Here is a 19487-nt window from a genome sequence, read left to right on the forward strand (position 1 = left end):
AAGTGCGTTATTTCAGGGGTATTTTAGAACATGGCAGAAAAGCAAGTTGCGAAACGGAATCGTCGCGAAGAAATACTTCAGTCTTTGGCCCAAATGCTTGAGTCCAGCGATGGCAGCCAACGCATTACGACTGCCAAACTCGCCGCGACTGTTGGTGTTTCCGAAGCTGCACTTTATCGACATTTTCCCAGCAAAACGAAGATGTTCGATAGCCTTATCGAGTTTATTGAAGATAGTCTGATTACCCGTATCAATCTCATCCTGAAAGATGAGAAAGACACCCACGCCCGGTTACGCTTGATTGTTTTACTGATTCTTGGGTTTGGCGAGCGCAACCCTGGCCTAACACGAATTCTCACCGGCCACGCGCTGATGTTTGAACAAGACCGTCTGCAAGGCCGTATCAATCAGCTTTTTGAGCGCATAGAAGTGCAATTGCGCCAGGTCATGCGTGAAAAGAAGATGCGTGAAGGTGAAGGCTACATTACTGATGAATCGTTACTGGCAAGCTTGCTGCTGGCATTTTGTGAAGGGACACTATCGCGTTTTGTGCGTAGCGAATTCCGCTATCTGCCTACCGGTGATTTTGATACCCGTTGGCCGCTGATTGCCGCACAACTTCGTTAAATAGAAAGGGCCTTCAAAAGGCCCTTTTTCTTACACGCCGTACTGAGTACGGTATTCCTGTACAGCCGCTAGATGCACGGCCATTTCAGGTTTTTCTTCCAGGTATTCAACCAGGTCTTTCAGCGTGATGATCGAAATCACCTGGCACTGGTAATCGCGCTCAACTTCCTGAATTGCAGAGATTTCACCACGACCACGCTCCTGGCGGTCCAGAGAAATTAACACGCCAGCCAGTGATGCATTGTTGGCAGCAATAATTTCCATTGATTCACGGATTGCGGTACCCGCAGTAATAACGTCATCCACCAACATCACTCGCCCTTGAAGGGCACTACCGACCAGGTTGCCACCTTCACCGTGATCTTTTGCTTCTTTGCGGTTGAAGCAATATGGCACATCACGTTCATGATGCTCTGCCAACGCAACCGCTGTAGTAGTCGCGATAGGAATCCCTTTGTAAGCCGGCCCAAACAGCAAATCAAACTCAATCCCGGAATCCACTAACGCGGCGGCATAAAAACGGCCTAACAGTGCCAGATCACGCCCGGTATTAAACAACCCTGCGTTGAAGAAATAAGGGCTGGTACGCCCGGATTTCAGCGTGAATTCGCCAAACTTAAGTACCTGCTTGTTAAGCGCAAACTCAATAAACTGGCGCTGATACGGTTTCATGGATTTGCTCCTCGATTATTGCGACAAAAAAAAGGCGACTCTCAGAGTCGCCTAAAATTAATTCTCTAACGCCGCCTTCTGCGCCGTTACGATAGATTCAATTCCCCCTCGTGCCAGCGCCAGTAGCGCCAACAACTCTTCATGGGTGAACGGCTCGCCTTCCGCGGTGCCCTGGACCTCAATCATGCGGCCATCTTCCATCATCACGACGTTCATGTCAGTTTCTGCGGCAGAATCTTCAACATATTCAAGATCGCACAGAGCCTCGCCTTTAACGATACCGACAGATACCGCCGCAACCATCCCTTTCATTGGATTGGTTTTCATCTTACCGGCTGCGACCAGTTTGTTCAGCGCATCCGCCAGCGCAACACATGCGCCAGTAATAGATGCGGTACGAGTGCCGCCGTCTGCCTGCAGAACATCGCAGTCCAGTGTAATGGTGTATTCGCCAAGGACTTTCAAATCAACGGCTGCACGCAGAGAACGCGCAATCAGGCGCTGAATCTCAAGAGTACGGCCACCCTGCTTACCTTTTGCTGCTTCACGAGCATTACGGCTATGGGTCGCACGCGGCAACATACCATATTCAGCGGTGATCCAACCCTGGCCCTGGCCTTTCAGAAAGCGCGGAACACCTTCTTCAACGGTGGCGGTACAAAGTACTTTAGTATCGCCGAACTCGACCAGCACGGAGCCTTCTGCGTGTTTGGTGTAATTACGGGTCAGGGTGACTGGGCGCACTTGATTGGCGCTACGACCTGATGGACGCATGGGGTTATCTCCGGCTAAAACGAATGTGGCTGCGCATTATACGGACTTCGTTCGCTTATTCCTATCCTGCCACGCCAGGCATGGCTATAATCCCCCACATCTATTACAGAATACGGTTACGAAATATGATCCGCAGTATGACCGCCTATGCCCGACGTGAAGTAAAAGGCGAATGGGGCAGCGCCACCTGGGAGTTACGTTCGGTAAACCAGCGTTATCTTGAAACCTACATCCGTATGCCAGAGCAGTTCCGTAGCCTCGAACCTGTGGCTCGCGAGCGCATTCGCACCCGCTTAACTCGCGGGAAAATCGAATGTAACCTACGTTTCGAACCTGATACTCGTGCTCAAAGTTCTTTGCTGCTCAATGAAAAACTGGCTAAACAGCTGGTTGAAGCAGCGAATTGGGTAAAAATGCAGAGCGACGAAGGCGAAATCAATCCAGTTGATATTTTACGCTGGCCTGGTGTGATGTCTGCTCAGGAACAAGACCTTGATGCCATCACAGCTGAAATTCTTGCCGCCCTTGATGGTGCGCTGGACGACTTTATTGTTGCCCGTGAAACCGAAGGCCAGGCATTGAAATTACTGCTCGAACAGCGCCTTGAAGGTGTCAGCGCCGAAGTCGTGAAAGTCCGCGCGCACATGCCGGAAGTCCTGAAATGGCAACGTGAGCGCCTGGTTGCCAAACTCGAAGATGCACAAGTTCAGCTTGAAAATAACCGCCTCGAGCAAGAACTGGTACTAATGGCACAGCGTGTTGATGTTGCCGAAGAGCTGGATCGCCTGGAAGCTCACGTTAAAGAGACATACAACATTCTGAAGAAAAAAGAAGCGGTTGGCCGTCGCCTCGACTTCATGATGCAGGAGTTCAACCGCGAATCGAATACCCTGGCATCAAAATCTATTAACTCAGATGTCACCAATTCAGCTATCGAATTGAAAGTGCTGATTGAGCAAATGCGCGAACAGATTCAGAATATCGAGTAATTGTCCGTCATGTGTTCTAAGGCCCGTGTTTTGCGGGCCTTTTCGTACTGGTTGTCATTGAAAGAGGAACGATTCAGTAACTCTCCTGTATCTGGGTTAACACCGTTTGCCAGAGCCCTCAAAATCATTGAAGTACTCATCACTGTGACCCCTTTCAATTATCACCAAATAAATTAATCCTTAATAAAACAACATTGCCATTAGAATCCTTACACATCGTACTTAGAAAAAAATTAAACATTAAAAAAACTAATCCAAATCATTTTGACTTAGAAAAACTCAATCGTGACACCATTCACAAAACGTTACCCTCTCCGCGTTTCCACTGGGGGTTCCAATGCTGCTACATATTCTTTATTTGGTCGGGATTACTGCTGAAGCCATGACTGGCGCGTTAGCGGCAGGCCGCCGCCGCATGGATACTTTCGGTGTGATAATCATTGCAACAGCCACAGCGCTTGGTGGTGGTTCAGTACGCGATATCCTTCTTGGCCACTACCCATTAGGTTGGGTGAAACATCCAGAATATGTCGTGATTGTCGCCATCGCCGCTGTGCTTACCACCGTATTTGCCCCCGTAATGCCTCATCTGCGCCGCCTTTTCTTAGTGCTCGATGCCCTTGGACTTGTGGTGTTTTCTATCATCGGTGCGCAAATAGCGTTGGATATGGGCGAAGGGCCAATTATCGCTATCATTGCCGCCGTTATAACGGGCGTATTTGGCGGTGTTTTACGTGATATGTTTTGTAAGCGTATCCCGCTGGTATTCCAGAAAGAGCTCTATGCCGGCATCGCTTTCGCCTCAGCGGTGCTTTACATCGTTCTGGAACACTATGTTTCGAACCAGGATGTGGTGATTATTTCCACGCTCCTGTTCGGATTCACCACCCGCTTACTCGCGTTACGACTGCGCCTGGGATTACCTGTGTTTCATTACAAACACGCGGATCACTGACCGGTAAATCCCAGGATTCCCTGCTCTGCAAGAAAAACCACTAATGCAGAAATTTGGGGATGATTGACAAACTCCACCAACTTTTTAGCTCGGCCAGCACCAATGCCCGGCAGTTTTTGCCAACTAAGCTCATCTCGCGCAACTAACTGCGACCATTGAGAATCGGGCAGAGTGGTAAACACAGCTCGGGGGAGCGGTAAACCAAAAGCGATTAACCACTGCTTAAAGGGCTGTTGCCTGACTTGCGAGAATTGCTGCCAAAGATGGGCCGCTCTGGCTGAAGAAATCCCGCTAATTTTCAACAGTTCTTCCTGACTGACGGTTACCCAAGAAAATATATGCCTCAGATTAAGATTCTGTTGGATCTGCTGCCAGGTGCGTACGCTCACTCCATTGATGTTCAATACTTCTGGAGAGCTAATCCAGGCCAACCGCGCAATAAACTGCTCGCGACACCAAACTTCAAAAAACAGACAGCTCAATGGAGTAACCATTTTATCTGTTGGCAGCGGCGGTTTATTGCGCTGGCTTACCCGCCATACCACTTCATCGACGCGCGGAATCCCCTGCCCTGCAAGACTCACCATCACCTGATCACCCAAAGCAATATCCAGAGCTTGCCAACGTTTGACTGAACCGATGTTCACTCGTTTGACCTGTTTATCATCTATCTGCAGGGGATTGAGTCTTAGAACAACAGCAACTTTTCCTGTGCGCCCGACCGTAAATTGAATGCCCTTTACCTCTGCAATTTGCTGGGCTGGTGGAAATTTCCATGCCATCACCCACGTTGCTTTGCCTGGCAGCCAATATTGCCCCGCAGGCTCTATTGCCTCACGAACCACAATACCGTCGGTCACAAAGGGAAGAGGGGTCGTAAACAAGGACTCCCGTAACATCGCGATTGTTTCCACTGAGCTAACAGGCGTTGACCAAATTTTGGTTAGCGGAAAACCAGCCTGTGCGAGCGTGTCTAATTTCAGATTCATATCAGCAGGCCCATCTGGCCACGCCCAAATAAATATCCCCAATTCATTGAGCAAGGCTGAGTCGCTTTGGCTCATCATGGCACCAGCCACTTTTCCTCTGGCATTTATGCCACCCATCGTTTTCTGTATGTGATTATCTCTTTTCCAGAAAACCTCCCCTTGCAACACGCTATTAGCAAGCGGGCCTGAAAGGGTTACGGGGATAGCGGGAATCATTTTGGCCTTCTCTGTCCAGTCTTGCCCTTTCTCTCCGTCCCCGCGGCTAAGGAGTTTAGCCAGGCGTCCTTGCTGATAAACCAGGGTCACCGCCACACCATCGACTTTAGGTTGCACCCAGAGATCGGTTTTGCCTTTGGCCCATTGAGCAACTGCTGCACTATCTGGCAGTTTTTTTAAGCCAGTATGAGCAACCGGGTGCAACGCTTTCCCCTGTGTCGCCAACTGCGGTGGTTGTGGTTTTTCCGAGGGATGAAAGCAGCGCTGCCATTCATTGTATTGCCTGCGTAGACCATCGTATGTCGCATCACTGACCTCACTAACGCCCTGTTGGTAATAAGATTGATCCCACTGACTAAGCTTTTCATTCAATCCAGACATCTCCTGCTGGACTTGCCCCGATGACCAAGCCGGACATGTCGCCGACGCCATTGCGCTCATCAGTCCCAGAAAACCGATAAATTTTGTTATCCACTTCATAATTCCCTCCGTGTAGAAGCAAGGAGAGATATAACGCCAGGAAACAAGCCGTACTAATAGGTTCTAAAAAGGATGCGAGGAGATTTCAGACATATTTAACTTGTTTCAGTAACACGAGGTGTTTTTTGGAAAACATTACGCAAATTGGTAGAAATCTTGCCGGGGAACACGACAAATTCTACGAGACACGGAGACGGCGTGTATAATAGGCCCGTATACGCACTTCTTTTTATGCTTACCGATAAGTTAGAACTCATGGCTCAAGGCACGCTTTATATCGTTTCCGCCCCAAGTGGCGCGGGGAAATCCAGCCTCATCCAGGCTTTGTTGAAGACACAACCGCTGTACGACACGCAGGTTTCTATTTCCCATACCACTCGTGGTATTCGTCCGGGAGAGAACCACGGCGAGCACTATTTCTTTGTGGAAAAGGAAGAGTTTAAGCAGATGATTGCTGAAGACGCATTCCTGGAACACGCTGAAGTGTTTGGCAATTACTACGGCACCTCACGCCATGCCATTGAACAAGTTCTGGCAACCGGCGTGGATGTTTTTCTGGATATTGACTGGCAAGGTGCGCAGCAGATTCGTCAGAAAATGCCGCAAGCCCGCAGTATTTTTATTCTGCCGCCATCAAAAGTAGAACTGGACCGCCGCCTTCGTGGCCGTGGGCAAGACAGTGAAGAAGTTATCACTAAGCGAATGGAGCAGGCTGTTGCAGAAATGAGCCATTATGCCGAGTATGACTATTTAATCGTCAACGACGATTTCGACACTGCACTGTCAGATTTAAAAATTATCATTCGTGCCGAGCGTCTACGAATGGGTCGCCAAAAAGCGCGACATGACGCTTTAATCAGCAAACTATTGGCAGACTGAGCCCAGTTTCAGTATCATGCCCAGTCATTTCTTCATCTGTGGAGCATTTTAATTATGGCACGCGTAACTGTTCAGGACGCTGTTGAGAAAATTGGTAACCGTTTTGACCTGGTTCTGGTCGCCGCACGTCGCGCTCGTCAGATGCAAACTGGTGGTAAAGATCCACTAGTACCTGAAGAAAACGATAAAACGACTGTAATCGCACTGCGCGAAATCGAAGAAGGGTTGATCACCAACCAGATTCTCGATGTTCGTGATCGTCAGGAACAGCAAGAGCAGGAAGCCGCAGAACTGCAGGCCGTAACCGCTATTGCTGAAGGTCGTCGTTAATTAGCCTGCGGGTAGCCCTTGTATCTGTTTGAAAGCCTGAATCAACTGATTCAACAATACTTGCCCGAGGAGCAGATAAAGCGACTTCGGCAAGCATACCTTGTTGCGCGTGATGCTCACGAGGGACAAGCACGTTCAAGTGGTGAACCCTATATCACCCATCCCGTAGCGGTTGCCTGCATTCTGGCCGAGATGAAACTCGACTATGAAACACTGATGGCAGCACTACTGCATGATGTGATCGAAGACACCCCTGCCACCTACCAGGATATGGAACAACTGTTTGGCAAAAGCGTTGCCGAACTGGTGGAAGGGGTATCTAAGCTAGACAAACTGAAATTCCGCGATAAGAAAGAAGCTCAGGCTGAAAACTTCCGCAAAATGATCATGGCGATGGTGCAAGACATTCGCGTCATTCTGATCAAACTCGCCGACCGCACACATAACATGCGCACGCTCGGGTCTTTACGCCCGGATAAGCGCCGCCGCATTGCTCGCGAAACCCTCGAAATTTATAGCCCTCTGGCACACCGTCTTGGTATTCATCACCTGAAAACCGAGTTAGAAGAGCTGGGCTTTGAAGCGCTTTACCCGAACCGCTACCGCGTGATTAAAGAAGTGGTAAAAGCGGCGCGTGGTAACCGCAAAGAGATGATTCAAAAAATCCTCTCTGAAATCGACGGGCGTTTGCAAGAAGCAGGCATTCCTTGCCGTGTCAGTGGTCGCGAAAAACACCTTTACTCCATCTACTGCAAAATGACGCTCAAAGAGCAGCGTTTCCATTCGATTATGGATATCTACGCTTTCCGCGTAATCGTCCATGACATGGATACCTGTTACCGCGTTCTTGGGCAGATGCATAGCCTCTACAAGCCGCGTCCTGGGCGGGTTAAGGACTATATCGCCATTCCAAAGGCCAACGGATATCAGTCCCTGCATACTTCAATGATTGGCCCACACGGTGTGCCGGTTGAAGTGCAAATCCGTACCGAAGATATGGATCAGATGGCAGAGATGGGTGTTGCCGCTCACTGGGCTTATAAAGAGCAGGGTGAAAGTGGCACAACCGCACAAATCCGCGCTCAGCGCTGGATGCAAAGCCTGCTGGAATTACAACAAAGTGCGGGCAGCTCATTTGAATTTATTGAGAGCGTAAAATCCGATCTGTTCCCGGATGAGATTTACGTTTTCACCCCGGAAGGGCGCATTGTCGAATTGCCTGCGGGCGCGACACCTGTCGATTTCGCCTATGCCGTGCATACCGACATCGGCCATGCTTGCGTCGGTGCTCGTGTCGACAGGCAACCCTATCCGCTGTCTCAGTCGCTAAGCAGCGGCCAGACTATCGAAATCATTACGGCGCCAGGTGCACGCCCGAACGCAGCCTGGCTGAACTTTGTCGTGAGCTCTAAAGCCCGTGCCAAAATCCGCCAGATGCTGAAAAACCTCAAACGTGACGACTCCGTTAGTCTTGGTCGCCGTTTGCTAAACCACGCTTTAGGTGGCAGCCGTAAATTAGCCGAAGTCCCACCAGAAAATATTCAACGTGAGCTTGAGCGCATGAAGCTCGCTACGCTTGATGATTTGCTGGCTGAAATCGGCCTCGGTAACGCCATGAGTGTGGTTGTCGCGAAGAACCTGCAAGGTGAATCGTCAGTGGTACAGCAAGGCCACTCAACGACTCACAGCCATCTGCCGATTAAAGGCGCTGATGGTGTGCTGATTACCTTTGCTAAGTGTTGCCGTCCAATCCCTGGTGACCCAATTATTGCGCACGTAAGCCCAGGCAAAGGGCTGGTTATCCACCATGAATCTTGCCGTAACATCCGAGGCTATCAAAAAGAGCCAGAGAAATTTATGGCAGTGGAATGGGATAAAGAGACAGAACAAGAGTTTACCACCGAGATCAAGGTGGATATGTTTAACCATCAGGGTGCGCTGGCAAACCTGACGGCTGCGCTCAATAATGCAGGCTCCAATATTCAAAGCCTGAACACCGAAGAGAAAGATGGCCGCGTATACAGTGCGTTCATTCGTCTGACTGCACGCGACCGTATCCATCTGGCAAATCTCATGCGTAAAATCCGCGTGATGCCGGATGTGATTAAAGTCACCCGCAACCGAAACTAGTGTTATGAATCCTCAACGTTATGCGCGTATTTGCGAGATGCTCGCCAGGCGTCAGCCTGATCTGACCGTCTGCATGGAGCAGGTCCATAAACCTCATAACGTCTCGGCGATTATTCGCACCGCTGATGCCGTTGGTGTACATGAAGTTCACGCGGTCTGGCCGGGTAACCGCATGCGCACCATGGCCTCTTCCGCCGCGGGAAGCAACTCCTGGGTTGAAGTCAAAACGCACCGCAATATTGGCGATGCCGTTGCCCAGCTAAAAAGCAGCGGAATGCAAATCCTCGCCACCAACCTTTCTGATAAAGCCGTCGATTTCCGTGAAATTGATTACACCCGCCCAACCTGCATTTTGATGGGGCAGGAAAAAACCGGTATTACTCAGGAAGCATTAGCGTTGGCAGACCAGGACATCATTATTCCGATGACCGGAATGGTGCAATCGCTCAACGTTTCCGTGGCCTCCGCGCTCATTCTTTATGAAGCGCAGCGCCAGCGTCAGAACGCCGGAATGTATCAGCGCGAAAACAGCACGCTGCCAGAATCCGAACAACAGCGCCTGCTGTTTGAAGGCGGCTATCCTGTACTGGCGCGCGTTTCCCGCCGTAAAGGTTTGCCCTACCCGCATGTGAATCAGCAAGGTGAGATAGAAGCTGATGCCGCATGGTGGGCCACAATGCAATCTGCGGAGTAGCAGGATGAAAGGCCGTTTGCTGGATGCCATACCGTTAAGTACGCTTGCCGGAGTGGGTGCCAGCCAGAGCGGCAAACTGGCCAAAATTGGCCTGTACACCATTCAAGATCTCCTGCTCCACCTGCCGCTTCGTTACGAAGACCGCACGCATCTCTACCCCATAAATGACCTGATGCCGGGCACTCATGCCACGGTGGAAGGTGAAGTGCTGAACTGCAATATCAGTTTTGGTCGCCGCCGCATGATGACCTGCCAGATTTCTGACGGCACCGGCATCCTGACCATGCGGTTTTTCAACTTCAATGCGGCGATGAAAAACAGCCTCGCAACCGGTAAACGTGTGCTCGCTTATGGCGAAGCAAAGCGCGGGACGCACGGCGCGGAGATGATTCATCCGGAATACCGCGTTCAGGGCGATCTCAGTACCCCTGAATTGCAGGAAACTCTGACGCCGGTTTACCCCACGACGGAAGGCATTCGCCAGGCGACTCTGCGCAAACTGACCGACCAGGCACTGGAGTTGCTGGATACCTGCGCTATCACCGAATTACTCCCGGCGGATTTGAGCAAGGGGATGATGAGCCTCCCGGAAGCATTGCGTACTTTGCATCGCCCGCCACCGACCATGCAGTTAGCCGATCTGGAAACCGGGAAGCACCCTGCTCAGCAGCGCTTAATCCTTGAAGAATTACTGGCGCATAACCTCAGCATGCTCGCACTCCGGGCGGGTGCTCAGCGTTATCATGCATTGCCCCTGCATAATCATGATGAATTAAAAAACCAACTGCTGGCTGCCCTTCCGTTTAAACCAACGGGTGCGCAAGAACGAGTGGTGGCAGAAATTGAACATGATATGGCGCTGGATGTGCCGATGATGCGTCTGGTGCAAGGCGATGTGGGTTCGGGCAAAACGCTGGTTGCAGCACTTGTCGCATTGCGGGCGATTGCGCATGGCAAACAAGTTGGCTTGATGGCACCGACGGAATTGCTCGCCGAGCAGCACGCCAATAATTTCCGCCAGTGGTTTGCGCCATTGGGTATTGAGGTGGGCTGGCTTGCCGGTAAGCAAAAAGGTAAAGCGCGAATCGCCCAACAAGATGCCATCGCCAGCGGACAAGTGTCGATGGTGGTGGGAACGCATGCAATTTTCCAGGAACAGGTGCAATTCTCTCAACTCGCACTGGTCATCATTGATGAACAGCATCGCTTTGGCGTCCATCAGCGCCTGGCGCTGTGGGAAAAAGGCCAGATCCAGGGATTCCATCCGCATCAACTCATTATGACTGCGACGCCAATCCCACGAACCCTCGCGATGACAGCCTATGCCGATCTGGACACGTCGACAATCGACGAACTGCCACCAGGCCGTACGCCAGTCACCACGGTTGCCATTCCTGACTCGCGCCGCAACGATATTATCGACCGTGTACGTGGGGCATGTAGTGATGAAGGCCGACAGGCATACTGGGTTTGTACGCTGATTGAAGAGTCGGAATTACTGGAAGCACAGGCTGCAGAAGTGACATGGGACGAGCTAAAAACTGCCCTGCCGAATCTGAATATTGGCCTGGTCCATGGGCGCATGAAGCCGCAAGAAAAGCAGGCCGTTATGCAGGCTTTCAAAGAAGGGTCGATTCATCTTTTAGTCGCTACAACGGTCATTGAAGTGGGCGTTGATGTCCCAAATGCCAGCCTGATGATTATCGAAAACCCTGAGCGCCTCGGGCTTGCACAACTCCACCAACTGCGCGGCCGTGTGGGACGTGGGGCCGTTGCATCCCATTGTGTGTTGCTGTACAAATCGCCGCTGTCAAAAACTGCGCAACTGCGTTTACAGGTGCTGCGCGACAGCAACGATGGTTTTGTGATTGCACAAAAAGATTTGGAAATTCGTGGGCCGGGGGAATTACTCGGTACGCGTCAGACAGGGAATGCCGAGTTTAAAGTGGCAGATTTACTGCGCGACCAGGCGATGATTCCTGAAGTGCAGCGCCTTGCACGCCATATCCATGAACGCTATCCGCAACAGGCAACCGCGCTCATCGAACGCTGGATGCCTGAAACGGAACGCTATTCAAACGCCTGATTGCTTAGCCAAAGATTGGCAGCATCAGGTACAGCTTGATGACTATCGCGTTGACGATATCAATAAAGAACGCGCCAACCATCGGAACCACCAGAAACGCCATGTGTGACGGGCCAAAACGCTCGGTAATCGCCTGCATATTGGCGATAGCCGTTGGTGTTGCCCCAAGGCCAAAACCACAATGGCCCGCGGCAAGTACCGCTGCATCATAGTTTTTACCCATCAAGCGATACGTCACGAAAATCGCATATAGCGCCATAAAGATGGTTTGCACCGTCAGAATTGCCAACATTGGCAACGCCAGTGACGCCAGTTCCCACAGCTTCAGGCTCATCAGCGCCATAGCGAGGAACAGAGACAAACAAACGTTCCCCAGCACGGAAACCGCGCGTTCAAATACCCGATAGAAGCCGAGCAGTGAGAGTGTATTGCTTAGGATAACCCCAATAAATAGCACACAAACGAACGTCGGTAATTCAAAGCTGGTGCCTTGAATAAGATGCGCTACAAACTTGCCAGTAGTAAGGCAGATAGCAATCATCGCGATAGTTTCAATCAGCACCATAGAGGTGATCATGCGCCCAACCGCAGGTTTTTCGAAGGCCGTTGGATCTACGCTATCTTCTGGCGTGCCATCAGGTGTGGATGAGTGTTTGACCAGGTAACGCGCCACCGGCCCGCCAATCAAACCACCCAGTACCAAACCAAATGTTGCGCAAGCCATCGCAACTTCGGTGGCGTTCTGGAAACCATAACGCTCGCTAAATAATTTACTCCACGCCGCACCGGTACCGTGGCCACCAGACAGGGTAATGGAACCTGCCAGTAAGCCCATTAACGGGTCAAGACCTAACAGGCTCGCCATACCAATACCGATGGCGTTTTGCATCACCAGCAAACCTACTACCACGATCAGGAAAATACCGACAACTTTGCCGCCTGCACGCAAGCTGGAAAGGTTGGCATTCAGACCGATGGTGGCAAAGAAAGCCAGCATCAATGGGTCTTTCAGACTCATATCAAATTCAAATTCCCAGCCGACGCTTTTTTTGAGCACCAGTAAGGCCAGGGCGATTAACAACCCACCCGCTACAGGTTCAGGGATAGTGTATTTTTTTAATAGCGGTATGGTATGGACCATTTTTCGGCCCAGTAACAACACGAGAGTCGCAGCAACAAGGGTAGAAAGGGTGTCGAGATAAAACATAGAATTGCTCCTGTTTGCGCATATTTCTCACAGACGCTTTAATTTATCCTTCACTGGAATTTCAGGTTCTAGAAAAATCAGTAGCCGGATTTTAACCAAAAAAGAGTCGAAAGTTATATAAAAAGCTCGGTATATGTGATTTTTATCTTAAGAAACATTGTTAGCAAACGTTTGCTTTTACCATCCAGTCCGTTAAAATCACCGTTTTTTCGGCAAGGGATAATTTCTGATGTCTGTTAATGCTGTTGAGTCTGAAGGTGCGCAATCGGTTGCTCAGGCTCGTTCCAGTGAATTGATTTACCGCCTCGAGGACAGACCCCCTCTCCCACAGACTCTTTTTGCTGCCGGTCAGCACTTATTAGCGATGTTTGTTGCGGTGATCACACCGGCGATGTTGATTTGCCAGGCTCTGGGACTTCCAGCCGAAGATACCCAACATATTATCAGTATGTCGTTGTTCGCCTCCGGCGTGGCATCGATTATTCAGATTAAAGCCTGGGGCCCGGTGGGCTCTGGGCTTCTGTCTATTCAGGGCACCAGTTTTAACTTTGTTTCACCGTTAATTATGGGCGGTATGGCATTGAAAAATGGCGGGGCCGATGTTCCGACCATGATGGCCGCCCTGTTTGGCACATTAATGCTCGCAAGCTGCACCGAAATGCTGTTATCGCGCTTCCTGCATCTGGCTCGCCGCATCATCACCCCGCTGGTTTCAGGTGTGGTGGTGATGATTATCGGCCTTTCTCTTATTCAGGTTGGCCTGACGTCTATCGGCGGTGGCTATGCCGCGATGAGCGACCATACCTTTGGCGCACCAAAAAATCTGCTGCTGGCAGGTGCTGTGCTGCTGGTCATCATTCTGCTAAACCGCCAGCGCAACGCTTACTTGCGCGTGGCTTCTCTGGTTATCGCCATGGCAGTGGGTTATGCGCTGGCCTGGGCGATGGGCATGCTGCCGAATGTTGCCCCGTCAACCAACACCGAACTGATTATGGTGCCAACGCCGTTGTATTACGGCCTGGGCATTGACTGGAATCTGCTAATCCCGCTGATGCTGGTCTTTATGGTGACCTCACTGGAAACCATTGGCGATATTACCGCGACTTCTGACGTTTCTGAGCAGCCAGTTTCAGGTCCTCTATATATGAAGCGCCTGAAAGGTGGCGTGTTGGCTAATGGCCTGAACTCCTGTGTTTCTGCGGTATTCAATACCTTCCCTAACTCCTGCTTCGGCCAGAACAACGGCGTGATTCAGCTTACCGGCGTTGCCAGCCGCTACGTCGGTTTTGTCGTCGCACTGATGTTGATCGTTCTCGGCTTGTTCCCGGCAGTAAGCGGGTTTGTCCAGCACATTCCTGAGCCGGTATTAGGCGGCGCGACGATCGTGATGTTTGGCACTATTGCCGCTTCTGGTGTGCGTATTGTTTCCCGCGAACCACTGAATCGCCGTGCGATTATGATTATCGCGCTGTCTCTGGCGGTCGGGATGGGCGTGTCTCAACAACCGTTAATTTTACAATTTGCACCTGACTGGTTGAAAACGCTGCTCTCTTCCGGGATTGCGGCCGGTGGTATCACCGCTATCGTGTTAAACCTCATTTTCCCGCCTGAGAAAAATTGATGTACCTCACGCGCTGGTGATTTGTTGTCACCAGCGCGTGTTACCCCTCCTGACAATCCCATCCTTGAGCTATAACGGTAAATGGGGCATAACACCCATACCGAAACTTCATGGGATGGAAGACAATGAAATTTCTCGGAAAGCTGATCACTGCGTTATTGGTCGTCATATTTGTTGCGCTAATAGCTGCCTATTTTTTGCTGCAAACTCGTTGGGGAGCCACCCAGGTTAGCAGTTGGGTCAATGAAAAGAGCGATTACAATTTCTCTTTTGAAAAGATGAGTCATCGCCTGGCTTCGCCCACGCACCTCACGCTGACGAAAGTGACTTTCGGTCGCAAAGGCCAGCCTGCAACATTAGTGGCGCAAAATATTGATATCGACCTGAGCTCCCGGCAGTTTTCAGAGCCGATGCACTTCGACAAAATTCTGTTGCAAAACGGAACGCTAAATCTCAGCCCTAATGCTGCGCCGCTGCCTTTCCAGGCCGACATGCTGCAATTAAACGATATGGCGCTCAACAGCCCGAATACGGCATGGGACTTACGTGCGCAGCGCGTCAACGGTGGCGTGACCCCATGGCAGCCGCAGCCTGGCAAAGTCCTGGGTAATACGGCAGATATTCAATTTAGCGCAGGCTCCATGACGCTCAACGGCGTTCCCGCCACTAACGTCCTGTTGCAGGGCGCGATTAATAACCAACAAGTGACGCTCTCAACCATTGGCGCGGATATGGCACGCGGTTCGCTCACGGGTAATGCCCGGCGGCTTGCAGACGGTTCCTGGCAGATTGGTAGCCTGCGTTTGAACGACATTCGCCTGCAAACAGAAAAATCCATTGCCGATTTCCTGGCCCCGCTTGCCACCGTCCCTTCACTGAAAATTGATAGCCTGGAAGTCACCGATGCGCGGCTGGAAGGTAAAGACTGGGCGGTCACTGATTTAGATCTGAGTTTGCGCAATCTGACGCTGGCAGATGGCGGATGGCAAAGCGACGACGGGCGGTTGTCGATGAATGCCAGCGATTTTATCAATGGCGATCTGCATCTGAATGATCCGATTGTGAATATCGACTTCAGCCCGCAAGCCGCCACGCTACGCCAGTTCACTTCACGTTGGGAAAGAGGCATGGTCCGCGCCTCAGGCGTTTGGTTACGCAATGAGAAAAAGCTGGCGCTGGATGAGCTGGTTTTTGCCGGGCTTGAATATACGCTGCCGGAAGACTGGAAAGCCCGCTGGATGAAACCGCTGCCGGAATGGGTGCATTCGGTGACCATTAAAAAGCTGTCGGCGAACCGGAATCTGGTCATCGATATCGACCCGGCCTTCCCGTTCCAGTTCACCGCGTTAGACGGCACGGCGAACAATCTTGAAGTTGTGCGCAACAGCCAGTGGGGAATCTGGAGTGGCAACGCCACGCTGAATGCGTCGTCAGCCACTTTCAATCGTGTCGATGTCCGTCGCCCGTCGATTTCGTTGAATGCCACAGATAACCAGATTTCGATTACCGAGCTGAGTGCTTTTGCGGGTGAAGGTATGCTGGAAGCAACAGGGGCAATTTCGCAGGCTCCGCAACGTAATGCTGCGATAAATCTGCGAGGACGTTCGGTGCCGGTAAACGTGTTGCAACAATGGGGATGGCCGGCGTTGCCGCTGGAAGGGAATGGTAATTTACAGCTTTCCGTGACCGGCAGCCTTGCTGCGCAAGCCGCCCTTAAACCGACCGTGAACGGTACCTTGCAAGCCACCAGTTCCGACGGCAAACAAGTACAGCAAACTATGCAGAATGGCGATGTTCCCGGCGCATAAGCGCCGGGTTCTTATTCTTCTTCGTTCCCACCTTCTTCAAGTGGGCCAAAAGGTTTAGCGGGTAGTACCAGATACACTCCTTCAAATACCGCGCCTGGAGTATCATCGCCGTACAGCTCAACTTGCAATGCAACGCGAGCTTTGCGGCCTCGCGCCAGGCGGTCAAGATCACCGCTTAGCGACCCCAAATCGGCAATAGCACCCGGCCTTCCGGTGATCGGGCTGCTATATCGGATATGCGCATCGGCGAGAATAATCGTGCCGCCAAGATGCCGCTCGCGCAACATTAGCCAAATCAGCCCCCAACCCGTCAGCGTGGCGAGAGAAAACAAGCTGCCTGCAAATAAGGTCTGGTGCGGGTTTTGATTGCCTGCTTCCGGCATAGTGGTAATGAATTTCTGCCCGGTGTATTGCAGGATGCGCACGCCCATCTTTTCACTCAATGGAATGTGCTGATACCAGGCTTGTTGTAGCTGCCCACACCAGTCAGCGCGATGAAGAATGTCATCCAGTGAGGCAACCGGTTTAATCATCAAGTAGTGGCGAATCGGGGTGGTCGAAGGCGTAGTAATTTCACCTTGATTCTCAAACCCCAGTTTGGCAAAAAATTCGACGGCATCTTCACGCGCGCTACACACCACACGTTTGACCCCTTCCTGACGCGCGACAGACTCAAGCGTCATCGCCACCAGCGTTCCCAGCCCTTTATCTTGCACAGACGGATGAACCGCCATAAAGCGAATAGCCGCTTCGTTATCGGCATTGATATACAAGCGGCCAATGGCAACAATACTTCCTTCTTCGTCCACCACCATTTGGTGATGAGCCATGGCATCCCAGGCGTCGCGCTCGGAGCCTTTGGGTTGATGCAGCGGCTTGCGCAACATCTCCCAACGAAACTGGTAATAGAGCTCAAGCTCTTCTTCGGTTTGCGGTACGCGAAGGTGATACATACATGTACTCTCTCTTGTTACGCGGGACCGGGTTTTGTCGGATGGCGCTTGCGCTTATCCGACCTACAAGTGCTGTGAATTCAGACCTGTAACCAAAACGTCACCGGGCCATCATTGGTCAGGCTCACCTGCATGTCGGCGGCGAAGCGCCCCGTTTCAGCCACGATGCCCTGTTGTCGACAGCGTTCAACAAAGTATTCATATAACTCTTCTGCAAGCTGTGGTGCTGCACCACCCGAGAAGCTCGGACGCATGCCTCGTTCGGTATCGGCTGCGAGGGTAAACTGCGAAACCACCAGCACACTGCCACCGGCTTGCTGAACATTCAGGTTCATTTTGTCGTTTTCATCGCCAAAAATACGGTAACCCAAAACCCGCTCGCAAAGGCGATTCGCTTTCTGTTCGTTATCTTCTTTTTCGACACCCAATAACACTAAAAGTCCTGGGCCAATTTCACCCGTCACTTCACCCGCCACAGTGACGCGAGCGTGGGTGACGCGCTGAATTAATGCAATCATGGTTCTTCCAATTCTTCCCGCTGTGATTCAATGCGAAGTTTTCGGTAATCGCCGAGAGTGACAGTAATTTCGGCGCCGAGCAACACGATACACCAGGTCCAATAGACCCAGACAAATAAAATGGGGATCACGGCTAACACACCGTAAATCAACTGGTAAGAGGGAAACATGGTGATGTAGAGGGCAAAGCCTTTTTTCCCCAGCTCGAATAAAACTGCGGCGACCAGCGAGCCGATTAGTGCGTCACGCACAGGGACCCGCGTGGTTGGGACGATGCTGTAGAGCAACCAGAACGACAGCCAGGACAGCAGCAGCGGGAAGATGCGCAACATATCATCAATCACACTGTTAAAGCCCGTAACCCAACGCAGAGACAGCAAATAAGAGCTGATCGCCAGACTCGCCCCGGCCAACAGTGGCCCCAGCGTTAAAATCATCCAGTAAACCGCAAACGAATAGATTTTTGGGCGCGTACGCGTGCTGCGCCAGATGGTGTTCAGCGCACTATCCACGGCGTACATCAGTAATAGTGCGGTGACGATAAGCCCGCAGGCTCCCACCACCGTCATTTTGTTGGAGTTAGCGACAAACTGTTCGATATAGCGCTGAATAATATCGCCGGTAGCGGGCATAAAGTTTGAGAAGACGAAGTGACGCAACTGGACACTGATGTCGGCAAACATAGGGAATGCCGCAAATAACGCAAACACCACCGCAACCAAGGGCACCAGCGAGAGCAATGACACGTAGGCAAGGTTCCCTGCAAGCGTAGTCATATTGTCCTGGTCGATGCGGTGCCAGAGCAACTTTCCCCAGGCGATACACGGCCTGAGGTGTTGGCTCGTTTTACGATGAACGTTTTTTATCATAGGCCTTTTGCGAAATAGCCAGGCACCGTGTCTTTTCCGGTCACCAAAATGCTGGTGATACCCAACTGTTGAGCTCCTTTAATATTATCGGCGTTGTCGTCAAAAAAGACCGCCTGATCCGCGCAAAAACCTTCTGTTTCGAGTAATTTTTGATAAATCTCTACCTCGGGTTTTCGCATACCCATTTCCTGGGACAGATAGATTTTATCTGCCGCCTCGGCAATTTGCGGATATTCACCCGGCCAGAAATAAGTGTGTAAGCGGTTGGTATTTGAAAGCACCACGACGCGATGTCCATCTTCGCGAAGTTTGTTCATCACGGTGATAACTTCTGTGCGTAACCCGACAAAGATAGCCTGCCAACCGGCGGAAAATTGATCGAAGCTCAGTGCCATGCCCATTTCTTCACAGACCGCTTCAGCAAACTCTTCATCACTAATTTGCCCACGCTCGTGGCGTTTGAAAGCCTCCCCCATCACAAAGCTTTTTTGCAAATTCGCTAGCGGTATACGGCTGTAATCGCTCCATACCCCCATCACGCGGTTGAAGTCGATATCAACAATGACGTTGCCTAAATCAAAGATATACAGCATAAGCCTCTCCTTTGCGTATGGACAAATAACTGTAGCGGTAAAGGGAGGCTTTGACTATCGGCGGGTTTGCAATGATGCAGGTTCTGCGAGCAACAGT

18 protein-coding genes are annotated in these 19487 nt (G+C 51.2%); 10 read left to right on the top strand and 8 right to left on the bottom strand.

Translation table 11 applies throughout. The annotated features are described in order from the left end of the window. Nucleotides 1-30 precede the first annotated feature (30 nt). Nucleotides 31-627 (top strand): nucleoid occlusion factor SlmA, encoded by a 597-nt coding sequence (gene slmA, locus EC843_RS22165; protein ID WP_064541822.1) that lies wholly within the window; start codon nucleotides 31-33, stop codon nucleotides 625-627. A gap of 30 nt (nucleotides 628-657) precedes the next feature. Here the strand turns inward: slmA and pyrE are convergent, their stop codons facing one another. Then, nucleotides 658-1299, bottom strand: a complete 642-nt coding sequence (gene pyrE / locus EC843_RS22170; protein WP_064541826.1) for an orotate phosphoribosyltransferase — start codon at nucleotides 1297-1299, stop codon at nucleotides 658-660. Between the two features lie 57 nt (nucleotides 1300-1356). After that, nucleotides 1357-2073, bottom strand: a complete 717-nt coding sequence (rph, locus tag EC843_RS22175; protein WP_121814628.1) for a ribonuclease PH — start codon at nucleotides 2071-2073, stop codon at nucleotides 1357-1359. 125 nt (nucleotides 2074-2198) lie between these two features. Here rph and EC843_RS22180 point away from each other — a divergent pair, with 125 nt between their 5' ends. After that, nucleotides 2199-3062, top strand: a complete 864-nt coding sequence (locus EC843_RS22180) for a YicC/YloC family endoribonuclease (RefSeq protein WP_064541832.1) — start codon at nucleotides 2199-2201, stop codon at nucleotides 3060-3062. A 337-nt stretch (nucleotides 3063-3399) separates the two neighbouring features. After that, nucleotides 3400-4017, top strand: a complete 618-nt coding sequence (locus tag EC843_RS22185; protein WP_064541835.1) for a trimeric intracellular cation channel family protein — start codon at nucleotides 3400-3402, stop codon at nucleotides 4015-4017. Here EC843_RS22185 and ligB read toward each other — a convergent pair. After that, a complete protein-coding gene (gene ligB, locus EC843_RS22190; protein ID WP_064541837.1) occupies nucleotides 4011-5702 on the bottom strand; it encodes an NAD-dependent DNA ligase LigB in 1692 nt (563 codons plus the stop codon). The two genes, EC843_RS22185 and ligB, sit on opposite strands and share 7 nt — an antisense overlap. Nucleotides 5703-5957: 255 nt before the next feature. On the opposite strand from ligB, the gene gmk reads away from it, so the two are divergent. Genes gmk through recG form a run of 5 tightly spaced genes read left to right on the top strand, consistent with a single transcriptional unit; the run spans nucleotide 5958 to nucleotide 11821 of the window. Next, nucleotides 5958-6581 carry a guanylate kinase gene (gene gmk, locus EC843_RS22195; RefSeq protein WP_064541918.1) on the top strand — a complete coding sequence of 208 codons (624 nt, stop codon included), beginning with the start codon at nucleotides 5958-5960 and terminating at the stop codon, nucleotides 6579-6581. A 54-nt stretch (nucleotides 6582-6635) separates the two neighbouring features. After that, nucleotides 6636-6911, top strand: coding sequence for a DNA-directed RNA polymerase subunit omega (rpoZ, locus tag EC843_RS22200; protein ID WP_034461476.1), 276 nt, complete (start codon nucleotides 6636-6638; stop codon nucleotides 6909-6911). Nucleotides 6912-6929: 18 nt separating this feature from the next. Continuing rightward, nucleotides 6930-9041, top strand: coding sequence for a bifunctional GTP diphosphokinase/guanosine-3',5'-bis pyrophosphate 3'-pyrophosphohydrolase (gene spoT / locus EC843_RS22205; RefSeq protein ID WP_121814631.1), 2112 nt, complete (start codon nucleotides 6930-6932; stop codon nucleotides 9039-9041). A 4-nt stretch (nucleotides 9042-9045) separates the two neighbouring features. After that, nucleotides 9046-9735 carry a tRNA (guanosine(18)-2'-O)-methyltransferase TrmH gene (gene trmH, locus EC843_RS22210; RefSeq protein WP_064541839.1) on the top strand — a complete coding sequence of 230 codons (690 nt, stop codon included), beginning with the start codon at nucleotides 9046-9048 and terminating at the stop codon, nucleotides 9733-9735. A 4-nt stretch (nucleotides 9736-9739) separates the two neighbouring features. Further along, nucleotides 9740-11821 carry an ATP-dependent DNA helicase RecG gene (gene recG, locus EC843_RS22215; protein WP_064541844.1) on the top strand — a complete coding sequence of 694 codons (2082 nt, stop codon included), beginning with the start codon at nucleotides 9740-9742 and terminating at the stop codon, nucleotides 11819-11821. A 4-nt stretch (nucleotides 11822-11825) separates the two neighbouring features. Here recG and gltS read toward each other — a convergent pair whose 3' ends face one another. Beyond that, nucleotides 11826-13028 (bottom strand): sodium/glutamate symporter, encoded by a 1203-nt coding sequence (gene gltS, locus EC843_RS22220; RefSeq protein WP_064541849.1) that lies wholly within the window; start codon nucleotides 13026-13028, stop codon nucleotides 11826-11828. A gap of 229 nt (nucleotides 13029-13257) precedes the next feature. On the opposite strand from gltS, the gene EC843_RS22225 reads away from it, so the two are divergent. Beyond that, nucleotides 13258-14649 (top strand): uracil-xanthine permease family protein, encoded by a 1392-nt coding sequence (locus tag EC843_RS22225; RefSeq protein ID WP_133523071.1) that lies wholly within the window; start codon nucleotides 13258-13260, stop codon nucleotides 14647-14649. A gap of 125 nt (nucleotides 14650-14774) precedes the next feature. Further along, nucleotides 14775-16457 carry an AsmA family protein gene (locus EC843_RS22230; protein WP_064541855.1) on the top strand — a complete coding sequence of 561 codons (1683 nt, stop codon included), beginning with the start codon at nucleotides 14775-14777 and terminating at the stop codon, nucleotides 16455-16457. Between the two features lie 11 nt (nucleotides 16458-16468). On the opposite strand, the gene fabY is transcribed toward EC843_RS22230, so the two are convergent. The 4 genes from fabY to yihX all read right to left on the bottom strand — a co-directional run bounded on the left by fabY (nucleotide 16469) and on the right by yihX (nucleotide 19390). After that, complete coding sequence (fabY, locus tag EC843_RS22235; RefSeq protein ID WP_064541857.1) at nucleotides 16469-17410, bottom strand: fatty acid biosynthesis protein FabY; 942 nt, start codon at nucleotides 17408-17410, stop codon at nucleotides 16469-16471. Between the two features lie 80 nt (nucleotides 17411-17490). Continuing rightward, nucleotides 17491-17928, bottom strand: a complete 438-nt coding sequence (dtd, locus tag EC843_RS22240; RefSeq protein ID WP_064541860.1) for a D-aminoacyl-tRNA deacylase — start codon at nucleotides 17926-17928, stop codon at nucleotides 17491-17493. Then, nucleotides 17925-18797, bottom strand: coding sequence for a virulence factor BrkB family protein (locus tag EC843_RS22245; RefSeq protein WP_064541863.1), 873 nt, complete (start codon nucleotides 18795-18797; stop codon nucleotides 17925-17927). The genes dtd and EC843_RS22245 overlap by 4 nt, the downstream gene beginning before the upstream one ends. Beyond that, nucleotides 18794-19390: a glucose-1-phosphatase gene (yihX, locus tag EC843_RS22250; protein ID WP_064541864.1), complete on the bottom strand. Its 597-nt coding sequence runs from the start codon at nucleotides 19388-19390 to the stop codon at nucleotides 18794-18796. Before yihX ends, EC843_RS22245 begins: the two co-directional genes overlap by 4 nt. Between the last annotated feature and the right edge of the window lie 97 nt (nucleotides 19391-19487).

Origin of the sequence: Buttiauxella sp. JUb87 (genome assembly GCF_004361975.1) — a bacterium.
Classification (GTDB): Bacteria; Pseudomonadota; Gammaproteobacteria; order Enterobacterales; family Enterobacteriaceae; genus Buttiauxella; species Buttiauxella ferragutiae.